Origin of the sequence: Rhizorhapis sp. (assembly GCF_035276005.1) — a bacterium.
In the GTDB taxonomy this organism is placed as follows: Bacteria; Pseudomonadota; Alphaproteobacteria; order Sphingomonadales; family Sphingomonadaceae; genus Rhizorhapis.
Genome location: NZ_DATEMB010000007.1, coordinates 117,737 through 132,914, shown reverse-complemented (window position 1 = coordinate 132,914; position 15,178 = coordinate 117,737). Strand labels below are relative to the sequence as shown.

General features: G+C 62.4%; 12 protein-coding genes. 7 read left to right on the top strand and 5 right to left on the bottom strand.

Annotation, left to right across the window (positions count from 1 at the left end):
* Nucleotides 1-285: 285 nt before the first annotated feature.
* Entirely contained in the window at nucleotides 286-1,467 is a 1,182-nt protein-coding gene (locus VJS46_RS02460) for a peptidoglycan DD-metalloendopeptidase family protein (RefSeq protein WP_324057755.1), read from the top strand.
* Nucleotides 1,448-1,822, top strand: a complete 375-nt coding sequence (locus tag VJS46_RS02455; RefSeq protein ID WP_324057754.1) for a polymer-forming cytoskeletal protein — start codon at nucleotides 1,448-1,450, stop codon at nucleotides 1,820-1,822. The genes VJS46_RS02460 and VJS46_RS02455 overlap by 20 nt, the downstream gene beginning before the upstream one ends.
* Before the next feature lie 40 nt (nucleotides 1,823-1,862).
* On the opposite strand, the gene VJS46_RS02450 is transcribed toward VJS46_RS02455, so the two are convergent.
* Both VJS46_RS02450 and VJS46_RS02445 read right to left on the bottom strand, forming a co-directional pair.
* Complete coding sequence (locus VJS46_RS02450; RefSeq protein WP_324057753.1) at nucleotides 1,863-2,285, bottom strand: DUF805 domain-containing protein; 423 nt, start codon at nucleotides 2,283-2,285, stop codon at nucleotides 1,863-1,865.
* Between the two features lie 19 nt (nucleotides 2,286-2,304).
* Nucleotides 2,305-3,813, bottom strand: a complete 1,509-nt coding sequence (locus VJS46_RS02445; protein ID WP_324057752.1) for a YifB family Mg chelatase-like AAA ATPase — start codon at nucleotides 3,811-3,813, stop codon at nucleotides 2,305-2,307.
* 153 nt (nucleotides 3,814-3,966) lie between these two features.
* On the opposite strand from VJS46_RS02445, the gene rsmD reads away from it, so the two are divergent.
* Complete coding sequence (rsmD, locus tag VJS46_RS02440; RefSeq protein ID WP_324057751.1) at nucleotides 3,967-4,512, top strand: 16S rRNA (guanine(966)-N(2))-methyltransferase RsmD; 546 nt, start codon at nucleotides 3,967-3,969, stop codon at nucleotides 4,510-4,512.
* Nucleotides 4,513-4,623: 111 nt separating this feature from the next.
* Here rsmD and VJS46_RS02435 read toward each other — a convergent pair whose 3' ends face one another.
* Complete coding sequence (locus tag VJS46_RS02435) at nucleotides 4,624-5,118, bottom strand: Fe-S oxidoreductase (RefSeq protein ID WP_324057750.1); 495 nt, start codon at nucleotides 5,116-5,118, stop codon at nucleotides 4,624-4,626.
* 172 nt (nucleotides 5,119-5,290) lie between these two features.
* Between VJS46_RS02435 and VJS46_RS02430 the strand changes: the two genes are divergently transcribed.
* Complete coding sequence (locus VJS46_RS02430) at nucleotides 5,291-7,567, top strand: ATP-dependent helicase (RefSeq protein WP_324057749.1); 2,277 nt, start codon at nucleotides 5,291-5,293, stop codon at nucleotides 7,565-7,567.
* 122 nt (nucleotides 7,568-7,689) lie between these two features.
* Here VJS46_RS02430 and VJS46_RS02425 read toward each other — a convergent pair whose 3' ends face one another.
* Complete coding sequence (locus tag VJS46_RS02425; RefSeq protein WP_324057748.1) at nucleotides 7,690-9,438, bottom strand: DUF885 domain-containing protein; 1,749 nt, start codon at nucleotides 9,436-9,438, stop codon at nucleotides 7,690-7,692.
* A 173-nt stretch (nucleotides 9,439-9,611) separates the two neighbouring features.
* Between VJS46_RS02425 and VJS46_RS02420 the strand changes: the two genes are divergently transcribed.
* The 3 genes from VJS46_RS02420 (at nucleotide 9,612) to VJS46_RS02410 (ending at nucleotide 13,366) form a co-directional block, all read left to right on the top strand.
* Nucleotides 9,612-10,895 (top strand): MFS transporter, encoded by a 1,284-nt coding sequence (locus tag VJS46_RS02420; RefSeq protein ID WP_324057747.1) that lies wholly within the window; start codon nucleotides 9,612-9,614, stop codon nucleotides 10,893-10,895.
* Nucleotides 10,892-11,809 (top strand): cysteine synthase A, encoded by a 918-nt coding sequence (cysK, locus tag VJS46_RS02415; RefSeq protein ID WP_324057746.1) that lies wholly within the window; start codon nucleotides 10,892-10,894, stop codon nucleotides 11,807-11,809. The genes VJS46_RS02420 and cysK overlap by 4 nt, the downstream gene beginning before the upstream one ends.
* A gap of 276 nt (nucleotides 11,810-12,085) precedes the next feature.
* Nucleotides 12,086-13,366, top strand: coding sequence for a cell wall hydrolase (locus VJS46_RS02410; protein WP_324057745.1), 1,281 nt, complete (start codon nucleotides 12,086-12,088; stop codon nucleotides 13,364-13,366).
* Nucleotides 13,367-13,368: 2 nt separating this feature from the next.
* On the opposite strand, the gene VJS46_RS02405 is transcribed toward VJS46_RS02410, so the two are convergent.
* A complete protein-coding gene (locus VJS46_RS02405) occupies nucleotides 13,369-15,171 on the bottom strand; it encodes an acyl-CoA dehydrogenase C-terminal domain-containing protein (protein ID WP_324057744.1) in 1,803 nt (600 codons plus the stop codon).
* Between the last annotated feature and the right edge of the window lie 7 nt (nucleotides 15,172-15,178).

The following is a 15,178-nucleotide window of genomic DNA, read 5'->3' as shown; positions in this document are numbered from 1 at the left end:
GTGCGATCTGAACGGGCTTTCAGGCCGCGGATTAACGGAGCCCGCGGCAAAAAAGCTCCTCAAACTGCACCCCGGCGGATGCCCCCTTTTTCCGCCGGGGGTTTTTTGTTCGATTCGAATCCGAAACGGATAATTTTTCACCAAAGCAGCGGAACAAAATCGGCAAATGGCTCGCTTCATCCTGCCAATGGTTCGACTCGTCATGAGTCGGATGTGACAGATTCGCGACTTCATTCGCCCTTTGCTACGGGCCGATTCGGCAAACGATAACGAGCGGGTTGGCAAGTGTCGAAAGGCGATCGCCGCGTCTCCGGCCTTTTGGCGGGGGTGCGGAGCTTATTTCCAGAACGGGAGATTTTCCTCCGATCGGGCGGGACCATCCGGTTCCTGAAGATCAGCAGCCGGCTGCAGATGCTGGTTGCTGGCGGGCTGGCGCTCGCCCTGCTTTTCTGGGCCCCCGCCACGATCCTTCTTGCGATCAACCAAGTTGATATCGCCCGCGATCGCGCCTCGCTTGAGAAACAGCAAGCCGCGATTGCCAGTTCCGCGCGCAACGTCAGCAATTACCGGGCATCTGTTGGTGAAATGGCTGCCGAGCTTGAAGCGCGCCAGGAAAATCTCGAAGAACTGATGAAGAGCCATTTTGGGGACAATCTGCCCGCAGGCGAGGTCGTCGGTTCGAAGGACGGCAAGGAAGACCAGCCTTCCGCAAAGTCCAGGAAGATCAGCAGCGCCATACCCGAAACGCGCGAACTGCGCCGGATCGAGGAGCAGCAGATCGCTTTTGCCAGCAGGCTGGAGAATGCGGTAGCCCAGCGGACGCGCAAAGTGGAGTCGGCGATCCGCAGCTTCGGCCTCAATCCCGCAAGGCTGGCCCGCCAGTCCCGCTCTGGACAGGGCGGTCCCTTCATTCCCTATAGAGGAAAGAAGCTGGACGGGATGGAAGAGCAATTTGCCGGTCTCGGCAAGGCGCTTCATCGGTTGAGCCTCCTTGAGAACAGCTTGCTTGCCATCCCATCGGGCAAGCCCACCAATGTCGTGATGCTGAGCAGCGGCTTTGGTTACCGCAGCGATCCCTTCAACGGCCATGCAGCCTTTCACGCGGGTCTCGATTTCCGCGGCGCTTATGGGCAGCCGATCCTGGCCGCGGCCAATGGCAAGGTCACTTATGTCGGGCAGCGTTCCGGCTATGGCAATGTCGTAGAGGTCACCCATGGCCATGGCTTGATGACCCGCTATGCGCACCTTGCCGGCTTCAACGCCAAGGTGGGGCAGAATGTGAAACGGGGCCAGCGGATCGCACGCATGGGCTCCACCGGGCGGTCGACCGGGACGCATCTGCACTTCGAAGTCCGCATGAATGGGCAGCCGATCAATCCCCGCCGCTTCCTGGAGGCCAAAGCCGATGTTCTCGAAGTCCAGAAAATCGCCACTCAGCGCTTCGGCGATGTCGGCAACCGGGGCTAGGAACACTCCCTTTTCCATTATCGGCAGCGATGTCGTCATCACCGGCAATATCAGCGCCTCAGCCGATCTGCACATTGATGGCAAGATCGAGGGCGATCTGCGCTGCGCCGCGCTGGTTCAAGGGGCAGACAGCGAGATCCGCGGCAGCATCACTGCGGAAACAGTGCGGCTTTCGGGCCTTGTAGATGGTTCTGTCACGGCAAAAGACCTGGTCATTGCGCAAACGGCCCGGGTCACCGGAGACATCGCCTATGAGAATATCACGATCGAACAGGGCGGCCAGATCGTCGGCCAGTTCAGCCATCGCGGAACGGTGCACACGGGCGAGTTGAAGCTGATCACCAGCGAGGGGTGAGTGGCGGCTGTTGGGTCTTTTGGGGCCATGAAGCTCAGCCTCAAGGGAGATCAACCGCCTCGAAGGGGTCCGGGCCGAAGCGGTTCGGGCCGCGTGTTCCGCCCATTACGAAGAAGATCAGCAATATCAGCCCGCCCAGAAATGGGATGAAGCCAAGCAACAGCCACCATCCCGAACGGTCGGTGTCATGCAATCGCCTGACCGAGACGGCCAGATAGGGAACCAGTACCGCCAGCAGGAATAGTCCCGTCAGCGGTCCGCCGCTGTTGCGGAACCCCGCAGAGGCGCTCCATCCTTCCCGTACCGCCCATCGCTCGCTGGTGCCGAGCCCCAGCGCCGCTTCGACAAAGCTAAGCACCAACAGGCACAGGATGATGAAGAGGAAGAACATCCAGAATTCCTTGGGCCGGGCCCTTCCGGAAAACTGTGCATAACGTTTCAGCGGCAACATCATCCATTCCATGTCAGCCCTCCTCAATGGTTCAATTCCTTGGCATAGGTCTCCGGTAACTCAGCGCTTCGGCCACATGCACGCGCCCCACTCTTTCCGTGCCTGCAAGGTCGGCAATGGTGCGCGCGACGCGCAGAACCCGCGTGTAGCCGCGGGCAGACAGGCGCATCGCTTCGGCCGCTTGCGCCAATAACTGCCGGCCGGCTTCATCCGGCCCCGCCACGTCCTCCAGAAGGTCGCCGTCAACCTCTGCATTGGTGCGTGGGCCATGGCCATTATAGCGCTCGGTCTGCCGCGCCCGCGCTTTCGCCACACGCGCGGCAACTTCGCCCGAACCTTCAGCGGGCGGAGGCAGAACAAGGTCCGCAGCCGTCACTGCGTTGACCTCCACATGCAGGTCGATGCGGTCGAGCAGCGGCCCCGACACCTTGGCCTGGTAATCGGCGGCACAGCGCGGCGCGCGGGAACAGGCTAGGCCCGGATCGCCCAAATGCCCGCATTTGCAAGGGTTCATCGCCGCCACCAGTTGGACCCTGGCCGGGAAGGTAACATGCGCATTGGCCCGCGCCACGCTGACCTCTCCTGTTTCGAGCGGTTGGCGAAGGCTGTCGAGTACCACCCGCTGGAATTCCGGAAGCTCATCAAGGAAGAGCACGCCCAGATGGGCAAGGCTGACCTCGCCCGGCTTCACCTTCAGCCCGCCCCCGACAAGGGCCGCCATGGACGCGCTATGATGCGGCGCACGATAAGGGCGGGCGCGGCTCATCCTGCCGTCCTGCAATGTTCCGGCCACTGATGCGACCATGGAAACTTCCAGCGCCTCGGCAGGCGTGAGATCGGGCAGGATGCCGGGCATGCAGCTCGCCATCAGCGACTTGCCCGCACCCGGCGGACCGACCATCAACAGATTATGGCCTCCGGCGGCCGCGATCTCCAACGCGCGCTTGGCGCTTTCCTGGCCCTTTACCTGCTTCAAATCCGCGCCGCGCACAGGCGGCTCGGCCTCGCCCGGCCGGGGCGGCGTCAGCAGCGCGCTGCCTTTGAAGTGATTAAGGAGGGCAAGAATATCGGGGGGAGCAATGACCTCGACATTTCCGGCCCAGGCTGCTTCCGAACCCTGGGAGGCGGGACAGATGAGCCCCAGTTCCCGCTCGCTGGCATGAAGGGCGGCGAGCAGCACGCCCGGCGAGGGTGCCACGCGTCCGTCCAGGCCCAGTTCTCCGACAACAAGATAGCTCGCAAGCGTTTCAGCATCGATCACGCTCATCGCACCTAGCAAAGCAAGCGCGATCGGCAGGTCATAATGCGATCCTTCCTTCGGAAGGTCTGCAGGAGACAGATTGACGGTAATGCGCTTGGGCGGCAGTGACAGGCCGATGGCCGACATGGCGGCCCGGACGCGCTCCCGGCTTTCGTTCACCGCCTTGTCGGGCAGGCCGACGACAATGAAGCCCGGCACGCCTGGCGCAACCTGGCACTGGACCTCTACCCCGCGCGCCTCCAGGCCCAGATAGGCAACCGTTGAAACCGTCGCGACCAAATGTTCCCCCTTCGAAACCAACCCCGTTCGGCATCTGTTCTTGCCGGAGCCCGGCCAAAGAGTCGAGGGCAATTTCAATCACTTGCTTCAGCGGGACTTCCGCAAGGCTGCCGCTTCACCTATGGGCTCCCGCCGGAAAGGGCCGAAACATCCATGAGAATCATTGCAGGCCAATGGCGCGGCCGTCCTATCGATGCCCCAAAGGGAATCTCCACCCGGCCGACTGCGGACCGGACGCGTGAGACTCTCTTTTCAATGCTGACCAGCCGTCTTGGCAGCTTTGACGGGCTTGCCGTAGCGGACCTGTTCGCAGGTTCGGGCGCGCTGGGGCTGGAGGCGCTTTCACGCGGCGCGGCAAGCTGCGTTTTCGTGGAGCAGGACCGCGCCGCGCTCGATGCGCTACGGGCCAATGCAGAGCGCCTCGGCATCCGCCCCGATGTGCGGGCAACCTCAGTGCTGGCGCTGGGGCAGGCAGCGGCACCGCTCGACCTTATCATGATGGACCCGCCCTATGGCACAGGCGCAGGCGCGGTGGCGCTCGACAAGCTCAACCGTCAGGGCTGGGTCAGTCCCGCGACCTGGATCAGCATAGAGACAGACCGCCGCGAGACCCTGGCCGTCAAAGGCTTCGCGGTCGAAACCGTGCGCGACTGTGGCAAGGCGCGGCTGCACCTGCTTCGTTTGCTCCCGGCTTTTTAACGCAGGTGATTTCCCTCCGTTTGTCCCGAGCGAAGTCGAGGGACGTTGGCTAGGCGCGAACCTGTCTCGACTTCGCTCGACACGAACGGTTAAGTCCATATATCGCCGTACTTACCGGCGCCGCTTTTTCTTGCTGCCCGGCGCCTCGCCAGGATTCATGCAGCTATCCTGAATGGTCTTGGTGCAGAGCGGATATTCCTTCTTGGGCTCCGGCGGCGGCGTCATATTGCCGCCCACAACCGCCGGATTGGCGGGCGTGCCGACTGGAGCGTTCGGGTCGGGCGCGGCTCCTGGAGGCGCCGGTGTCATGTCACTCGCTGCCGGGGGAACCGGAGCAGGCACTGCCTGTGCATTGGGATCGGCCGGGGGAGTCGTGGTTGGTGGTGCCTCAGGCGCCGCCGCATCCGGTGCAGGCGCAGGGGCCGGTGCGCCCGGCTGGGTCGTCGGGGTCTGCGTCGTGCTCTCGGGCGGCTGCATTCCATCGGGCGGCGGAGGAACGGTGGCCGGTCCGGGCTGAGTTGTCTCAGGCTGGGCAGGCACATCTTGCGCCATCGCCGTTCCGCACATCAGCAGAGCGGCGGCGCTTATGGGAATGAGTCTGATCATAAGGTCCTCTCCGGGAAAGTTCCCCGCGAATATTCGCGAATCTCTATATCTACCGCGCCGCCCTTGGTTCCCCCGGATCGTTTCAGACCCGGTGAACCGTTGCTGTGCTCCGGCACACCGTTTGGCATGAGAAGGCTTGCCCCCGGGCCTACTGTTCCCTAACTGTTCACCCGTGACTCTGCCTGCGCCCTCCCCTGATGACCCGCCCTATCTGAAGGGGCTGAACCCTCCGCAGCGGGAGGCCGTGCTGACGGCGGACGGTCCGGTGCTGGTGCTCGCCGGCGCGGGAACGGGCAAGACCGCGGCCCTTACTGCACGCCTGGCGCACCTCATTGCCACGCGCAGGGCCTGGCCCTCGGAAATCCTGGCTGTCACATTCACGAACAAGGCCGCGCGCGAGATGAAGGAGCGCGTCGGGCGCATCATCGGCGAAGCCGTGGAGGGCATGCCATGGCTTGGCACCTTCCATTCGATCGGCGCCAAGATGCTGCGCCGCCACGCCGAACTGGTGGGCCTGCAGAGCAACTTCACCATCCTCGATACGGACGACCAGCTTCGCCTGCTCAAGCAGATCATCCAGGCGGCGGGCATCGACGAGAAACGCTGGCCCGCGCGGCAGCTAGGCGGCCTGATCGACAAATGGAAGAACAAGGGGCTGACGCCTGACGATCTGGATGCCGGCGAAAGCGAAGCCTATTCCAATGGCAAGGGCCAGGAGATGTACCGGCTCTACCAGGAACGGCTGAGGGCGCTCAATGCCTGCGATTTCGGCGACCTGCTGCTCCACATGCTGACCATCCTGAAACGGGAGCGCGACGTGCTGGAGCTTTATCAGCAGCGCTTCAAATATATTCTGGTCGACGAATATCAGGACACCAACGCCGTCCAATATCTGTGGCTGCGGCTGCTGGCGCAGGCGCGCAAGAATATCTGCTGCGTCGGCGATGATGACCAGAGCATCTATAGCTGGCGGGGCGCGGAGGTTGCCAATATCCTGAAGTTCGAGAAGGACTTTCCAGGCGCGAAGGTCATCCGGCTTGAGCAGAATTACCGCTCCACCCCGCATATCCTGGCGGCGGCCAGCGGCGTCATCGCCGAAAATGGCGGCCGCCTCGGCAAGACATTGTGGACCGAGGAGAAGGAAGGCGAGAAGGTCCAGATCCTTGGCGTGTGGGACGGACCGGAGGAAGCCCGCCGGGTCGGTGAGGAGATCGAGCAATATCAGCGCATGGGCGGCTCTCTGGATGAGGTGGCAATTCTCGTCCGCGCGCAGTTCCAGACGCGCGAGTTCGAAGACCGCTTCATCCAGATCGGCCTTCCGTACAAGATCATCGGCGGCTTCCGCTTCTATGAGCGCGCGGAAATCCGCGATGCGCTCGCCTATCTGCGGCTGGTGAACCAGCCCGCGGACGATCTGGCCTTCGAACGGATCGTCAATGTTCCCAAGCGCGGCCTGGGCGACAAGGCGCTGGAGAAGATCTATCGCGTCGCCCGCACGCAGGATATCGGCCTCACCCTTGCGGCCGCGCGCATCCTCGACACGGACGAACTGACACCGCAGGCACGGCGGAGCCTTGGCAATTTCATTGCCGACATCGCACGCTGGCGGGACCAGTCGACGGCCCTTCCCCATGCCGAGCTTGCCCGGTTGATCCTGGATGAGAGCGGCTATACGGCCATGCTGCAGGCGGACCGTTCCGCCGAGAGCGCGGGACGGCTGGAGAACCTCAACGAACTCACCCGCGCGATGGAAGAATATGAGACGCTGGGCGCCTTCCTCGAACATGTGAGCCTGGTCATGGACAATGACGCGGTGGCGAGCGACCGCAAGGTCACGATCATGACCATCCACGCGGCAAAGGGCCTGGAATTCAATCGCGTCTTCCTTGCCGGCTGGGAGGAAGGGGTCTTTCCATCGCAAAGGACTCTCGACGAAGGCGGGCTCGCGGCGCTGGAGGAGGAACGCCGCCTCGCCTATGTGGCGATGACCCGCGCGCGGCGGCAATGCACCATCCTCCACGCTGCCAACCGGCGCATCTATGGCCAATGGACCAGTTCCATCCCCTCCCGCTTCATCGGTGAAATTCCGCCTGCCCATGTGAGGGAGGAAAGCAGCATGGCGGGCGGCGAGTCCCTCTGGCGCGCCAATTGGTCGGAGCGGGCCGATCCTTTCGCCAATGTTGCGCGGGGAACCGGCCGTGGCCCCGGCTGGCAGCGCGCGGCGCAATCGGGCGGCTTTACCCGCGAACCCGCCCGCATCGTGGAAGCCCGTCAATCAGCAGTCAGCCTGGGTAACCAGGGCCGGTCCGACATGAAGGTCGGCCTTCGCGTTTTCCACAACAAATTCGGCTATGGCACCATTGCAGAGATAGAAGGCAACAAGCTGGAGATCGACTTCGAACTGTCGGGACGCAAACGCGTGATGGACAGTTTCGTCAGTATTGCTTGAAGTCTTTCGTCATCCCCGAGAAAGCGGGGACCCTTCCCCGCCCAGAATTTCGAGCCGGATCGGGAGATGGAGTCCCGCCTTCACGGGAATGACGGTCATAAGCCTTGATGCAAGGCAAACCCTCAAAACACCGCCTTCGCCTCGCCACCCAGCATCTGCTGCCGCACCAGCGGGATGGGTGGCCCGCCATAGCTCAGGAAAGCGTCATGGAACTGCTTCCATGCCTTCCTGCCGCCCTTGTCCGCGGTCCAGTCGTCGCGAAGCTTGCGGATCATCAGCTTGCCCATCGTATAATTGAGATAAGCCGGGTCATAGGTGCCGCGCGCCGCCTGCTGACGGGCATTGCCTTCATCCTGATAGCATTGCTCCACGAACATCTTGCGGGACTGCTCCACCGTCATCCCCTGCGCATGCAGGCCGATGGCAGACAGGAAACGGCAATCGCGCAGCAATGCGTTGGAAAGCTGGCCGATATGGGTTTCCACATCGCCATCATTAAGCCCCGCTTCCCACATCATCTCCTCGGTATAATGGGCCCAGCCCTCGGCGAAGGCATAGCCGACAAACACCTTGCCGAAGAGGAACTTTGACCGGTTGCTGTGCAGGAAATTCAGGAAATGCCCCGGCCACACCTCATGAACAGAGGTGAAGAGCAGGTCCTTCTCTCCCGGAATATAGGCCTCTTGCACATTCTTGGGCCAGGCGGGATCAGGCGGGGAGATATAATAGACGGACGGCAATCCTTTCTCATAAGGCCCGGGAATATCGATATATGCGGCGTTCTGCCGGTTATAGGGCGGCGATTCCTCGACAAGCGCCTCTTCCGTTCCGGGGATCGAGACGATGTCCTTGCGCTTCAGAAAGGCCTTGAGCGTCGGCAACTGCCGCCGCGCCGCCGCGACCACGCCATCCTCCGGCTTGCCGGCGTTCATCTTGGCCATGCATTCCGGGATGGTCTTGCCCGGCGCATAATCGGAACAAGCCGCTTTCAGCGCATCCTGGTTGCGCTTGAGATCGGCACGGCCGACCTTTTCCAGTTCCGCGATCGATAGCTTCACGCCCTCGGTCATCGCGAGCATATTCGCAAAGCGATCCGGCCCCAGAGCGAAATCCTGCGTCGCGCCCTTCCGCTGCTTTTCAAGCCAGTCGGCAAGCGCCCTCATGGACCTTGACGCAGCGCCCGCCGCCTCATCGAACTGCTTTTGCAGCGCCGGGTCCTTCACTTCGGCGAAGGCGGCCTTGGCGTCGCTGGTGAAATAATTCGCCAGCCCTCCAAAGCCCGCCTTGCCATAGTCAATGAAGCTCAGCGGCAAGGGCGTCTGCAGGTTCACCCGGATCTGGTCGGCGGCGCGGGGAATGTTTCTTGCAAATGTAATGAAGGCCTTCATCCGCGCCGCCGGATCGGCATAGGGCCGCGCGATATAGACATTGGGGTCAAGCCCGTTGTTGATATACCAAGCGGGATTGCGATGCGGGAAATCCGCCTCGGTAAGCCAGAAAAGCTGTCCCCGCGCGACCGCAATCAGATAGTCCCGCTCAAATGCCTGTTCCTTGCTGAGCTTCGCGGGATCGAAGGCTTCGGCCTTTGCAATGGCGTTCCTCAGAAAGTCCGCCTGGGCGGCCAGCCCCTTGCTGCTCCAGTCTGGAAGCTGTCCGTCAAACTCGTGACGGCCCTGATAGATGGCAAAGCTCGGATTGAGCTTGAAATAGCCCTCCAAAAAGGATGCCGCGAATTTCGGCCAGTCCGCACCTGCCGGGTCGACGGCGGTGGCAGTGGTGGCCGCATTGCCATTGCCCGCGCCGTCCTTGCACGATGGCAGCAACCCGGCAAGGGCGAGGCAAGCAAGCAGGGTCAAAGGCTTTCGTTTCATGTGCGTCTGTCTCCCTGCTGCCGCAATGCGGGGCCCAGTCTGAACCCCGGCTGTACTCTAGGAATTAGCAGCCCCCTCGCAAGTCCCACGCGATCCGCAGTCCAGTTTTTTCTTTGCTCTCACAAGAATTTGCCCTCTTGCTGAGCAAAGAGCGCAACGGCTAACGGAGTTTCATGAGCCAAGGCGCCTATCCGCATCCAATCCAAGTTCCGGCCTATCGCCTGTATCTGATTGGACGGCTAAGCGCCGTTCTTGCGCAATATGCGATGATGCTGGTGATCGGCTGGCAGGCCTATAACATCGCCCGCGAAACCATGAGCACGGCGGCCAGCGCGGCGCAGCTCGGTTTCATCGGCCTTGCGCAATTTCTGCCCCTCTTCCTTCTGACGCCTCTCACCGGCTGGGTGGCCGACCATTTTGACCGGCGGATTGTGGCCCGCTGGTCGCTGGCGCTGCAGATCCTGTGTGCGCTCGTGCTCGGCCTTGCCACCTATGAAGGTTGGGCCAGCCTGCCGCTCATCTTTACGCTGGCCGCTTTCCTGGGGACCGCCCGCGCCTTCAACGGCCCCGCACTAACGGCGCTCGCACCAAATCTGGTGCCGCGCGAGATATTGCCCAATGCCATCGCGATCAGCAGCGTGGCATGGCAGGCCGGCATGATCATTGGTCCGGCGCTCGGCGGCTATGTCTATGCCATTCAGCCTGCGGCGGCCTATGGCGCCAGCGCCCTTTTATATGTCGCGGCGCTCCTTTGCATGTTCCTGATCGGCAAGGTTCCTCAGCCCGAGCAGGACAGGACCCGCCATCCGGTCGCGCAGATGCTGGACGGCATCGCTTATGTTCGCCGCAACCGGCTGGTGCTCGCGGCGATCACGCTTGACCTGTTCGCTGTGCTGCTCGCCGGGGCGACGGCCCTGCTGCCCGTCTATGCCCGCGACATATTGCACGTCGGCTCTGCAGGGCTCGGCCATCTTGCCGCGGCCCCCGCTGTCGGAGCTGGCGTGACGGCCCTGTGGTTTTCCTTCCGCCCCATCAAATCCGAGGTCGGGCTGAAAATGCTGGTGGCAGTCATCATATTCGGCCTCGCCACCATCGCTTTCGGGCTGTCGACTTGGGTCTGGTTTTCCCTGGGCTGCCTCGTGATATTGGGCAGCGCCGACATGTTTTCAGTCTATGTGCGCCAGTCCCTGATCCAGCTTCACACCCCGGACGAAATGCGCGGCCGGGTGGGTAGCGTGTCGCAACTCACCATCTCGGCCTCCAATGAGCTTGGCGAAGCGGAGTCAGGGTTTCTGGCGGCGCTGGTCGGCCCCATGGCGGCGGTGGTGCTCGGCGGCATCGGAGCCATTGCCATCACCTTGGCATGGGTCCGGATTTTTCCGGAATTGAGACTTGCACGAACTTTTGATCCGCCCGAAAGTGCCGCGGATCGCCGGCCCAGGGAGAATGTTAGATGAGAGCTTCCAATATCCTCGAAACCATCGGTAACACGCCGCATATCCGCGTCAACCGGCTGTTCGGCAGTGCCGAGGTCTGGGTGAAGTCGGAACGCGCCAATCCCGGTGGCTCCATCAAGGATCGCATCGCACTCTCCATGATCGATGCTGCCGAACGGTCCGGTCAGCTCAAGCCCGGCGGAACCATCATCGAACCGACTTCGGGCAATACCGGCGTCGGCCTTGCCATGGTCGCGGCGGTGAAGGGTTACAAGCTGATCCTGGTCATGCCGGAATCCATGTCGCTTGAACGGCGCCGCCTGATGCTCGCTTACGGGGCGGCATTCGACCTTACTCCCAAGGAAAAGGGCATGAAGGGCGCCATTGAGCGCGCTCTGCAACTGATCGACGAAACGCCGGGAAGCTGGATGCCGCAGCAGTTCGAAAATCCTTCGAACATCGATGTCCATGTCCAGACGACGGCGCAGGAAATTCTCAATGACTTCGCCGATGCGCCAATTGATGCGCTGATCACTGGCGTCGGAACGGGCGGCCATATCACCGGCTGTGCCGACGTGCTGAAAAAGGCGTGGCCCTCGCTCAAGGTATTTGCGGTGGAGCCCACGCTTTCCCCCGTCATCAGCGGCGGCGCGCCCGGTCCTCATCCCATCCAGGGCATTGGCGCGGGCTTCATCCCGGCAAATCTGCATACGCAGCTTCTGGACGGCGTGATCCAGGTCGATCCCGCGGATGCCAAGGAAATGGCCCGCCGCGCCGCTCGTGAAGAAGGCATGCTGGTCGGCATTTCCTCCGGCGCCACGCTCGCCGCCATCGCACAGAAGCTGAAGGAATTGCCGGAGGGCAGCCTCGTGCTTGGCTTCAACTATGACACGGGCGAACGCTATCTTTCGGTGCCGGATTTCCTGCCGGAATAACCCGCAGCTTTCGGCACAGGCCGCTGCTTTTACTCGTCATCCCGGCGAAGGCGGGATTCACCTTCCTGATACGCCATTCGGACAGGCTGGATGGCAATTCAGGATGAGAAAAAGCAAGCAAATCCGGGCCTGCAGCAGCATCATCCTGTATCCGGCACAACCGGTCGCGACATCCTTGCTCCCGAATCTGGAGCCGGGATAAAGATCGGTCCGGCGCGTTCCGCTAACGGGCGCCATCTCAGGATATCAGGGGGCTTGGACAGGAATGCGCAAGCCGTGACCGACCTCGATAATGATGACGCCATGACTTCATCAACGCGCCGCCGGCGATGGCCGCTAGCGCTCCTGCTGCTCATTGTCCTCGCCCTTCCGGCAGCGATCGGTCTGCATGAGCAACAGCAGGCGCCAAAGGTGCAGGGTCCTGTCCAACAGCCAGCCCATCAGCCACAACGGGCGAAACCACACATCCCCGTCCCTGCGGTGGAGCCGATGGTCGTGAAACTGGTCGCGCCTCAGCAGGCGCGAGTCATCAATGCCGCCATTCCCTTTTCGGCTCTGCCCAATCTCGCTGCCAAACCCTTCAAATTGAAGATGGGGGACCTTGACCTGGATCGCGCCACCGACTGCCTGGCCGCCGCCCAATGGTATGAAGCGGGCGACGATCCGGTGGGCCAGCGAGCCGTGGCTCAGGTCGTGCTGAACCGCGTCCGCCACCCGGCCTTTCCGAAGACCGTATGCGGCGTGGTCTTCCAGGGTTCGGAACGCGCCACAGGATGCCAGTTCACCTTCACATGCGACGGCGCATTGGCCCGGACTCCGTCAGCGGCCGCATGGGACCGGGCCCGCCTGGTCGCGCGGGAAGCCTTGTCGGGCTCCGTCTATAGCAAGGTCGGCACCGCGACCCACTATCATACGGATTGGGTGGTTCCCTATTGGAGCAGCAGCCTCGACAAGGTCTCGGCGGTCGGCACGCATCTGTTCTTCCGCTGGAAGGGCTGGTGGGGGACACCCGCCGCGTTCAAGACCGCCACGCCAGGCAAGGAACCGAAGGTCGCCCTCATTGCCCGGCTATCCAGGGCGCATGCCACCAGCACAATGGACGATCCGGAATTGCCATTGACGCTCGCCACCGCCACCGTCCCTCGCGCCGCTCGCTTTACCGGGCCGATCACTCCGGTATCGGCAGGCCAGCGCTTCGGACAGGCGGAAGTGGTGGCGGTTTCGCCTGACGGCACCTCCTTCATTCTTGCCTCGCCCCGTTCTGCCTCGGCTGACAGCCTTCAGTCGCAGGCGCTCAAACTCTGCGGCGGACGCCAGCGCTGCCGTGTGCTGGCCTGGACCGACGCAGCGCGCACCCCTGGGGGCTTTCCCATCATGGACGGGCTGCTCGACGCCATGGCATACAGCTATATGCGTGGCGAAGGCATAGAACGCTCGCTCTGGAACTGCGAGCAGCATCCGCGCGGCAACAAGAGCCAATGCATGATCGATCGCAATCCGGTGAAGGTCGCCTTCGGGGCAAGCGGCGCAGCGCCGCCCAGCCCCCAGCTTAAATAGCTTCAGCCCACGGCGAACATTTCGGGGTCCAGCGCCATTAGCGCGTCTGCGCCCCCTTCGATTTTCCGCCGGAGAGCGCCCGCATCGGGCATGATCCGCTCCGCAAAGAAGCGCGCCGTCACCAGCTTGGCCTCCAGGAACTTGGCGTCCCCTTCGCCCGCGTCCAGCATGCGCACAGCGGCGCTCGCCATGCGTAGCCACATCAGCCCGACCGACACGATCCCGAGGATGTGCATATAATGATAGGCCCCGGCACCCGCATGATTGGGGTTCTGCATTGCATTCTGCATCAGCCACATGGTTGCTGCCTGCAACTGGCCATTGGCTTTTTCCAAGGCCGCGGCAAAACCTGCCAGCCGTTCGTCCTGCTTCGCCGCCGCGACTTCCTCAGCGATGATCTTGAAGAAGTGCTGGATCGCCCGTCCGCCGTTCATGGGCAGCTTCCGCCCTACAAGGTCCATCGCCTGAACCCCATTGGCGCCCTCATAGATCATGGAAATGCGAGCGTCGCGGACATATTGTTCCAGACCTGTTTCGACAATATAGCCATGACCGCCGAAAATCTGCTGCGCGTTGGTGGCGATTTCATAGCCCTTGTCGGTGCCATAGCCCTTGATGACGGGGGTAAGCAGCGAAATCAGGTCATCAGCCGCCCGCCGCTCCTCTTCCGTGGGCGCCTTGTGCGACAGGTCGACCTGTAACGCCCCCCACAGGCACAGGGCGCGTAGCCCTTCTGTCAGCGCCTTCCCTTCCATCAGCATCCGGCGCACATCGGGATGGACGAACAGGGGATCGGCCTTTTCCTCCGGCTCGGCGGGGCCCGTCAGCGCCCGGCCCTGCCGCCGTTCCCGCGCATAGAGCACCGCGTTTTGAAGCGCCACCTCGCCCAGCGACAGGCCCTGCAGGCCGACGGCGAGCCGCGCCGCGTTCATCATGATGAACATCGCGGTCAGCCCCTTATTCTCCTCGCCGACCAGCCAGCCTTTGGCCCCATCATAATTCATGACGCAGGTGGCGTTGCCGTGAATCCCCATCTTCTCCTCAATGGATCCGCAAGCCACTGCATTGCGCTCACCCAGCGAACCATCATCATTGACCAGCACCTTGGGAACGATGAACAGGGAGATGCCCTTGCTGCTTTCCGGCGCATCGGGTGTCTTGGCGAGGACCAGATGAATGATGTTATCGGTCAGGTCGTGCTCGCCGGCCGAAATGAAGATCTTGGTCCCCGTGATCGCATAGCTTCCATCTGCATTGGGCACCGCCCGCGTCCGGATAAGGCCCAGGTCCGTCCCGCAATGCGGCTCGGTCAGGTTCATCGTGCCGCCCCACTCGCCGGAGATCATCCTGGGAAGATATTTGTCCTTCTGCTCCTGGCTGCCCTTGGCCAGAATTGCCGACACGGCGCCGAGCGCAAGGCCTCCGTACATGGCGAAGGCCATGTTTGAGCTGATCAGATATTCCTCAAAGGCGGTGGAAAGAACATGCGGCATGCCTTGCCCGCCAAATTCCTCGGGCATGCCGAGCGTGGGCCAGCCGCCCTCCACGAATTGCCGGTACGCTTCCTTGAAGCCGGTGGGTGTCGTGACGCTGCCGTCCGCATGCCGGATGCAGCCTTCCCTGTCGCCGACATGGTTCAGCGGGAACAGCACCTCGGCCACAAAGCGCCCGCCTTCGGTCAGAACGGCATCCACCACATCCGGCGAGGCGTTCTGAAAGCCCGGAATATTGGCATAGCGGTCGAGCTGCAGCACCTGTTCCAGAACGAATTTCGTATCCTTAACGGGGGCTATGTAAGTGGGCATATTTCCT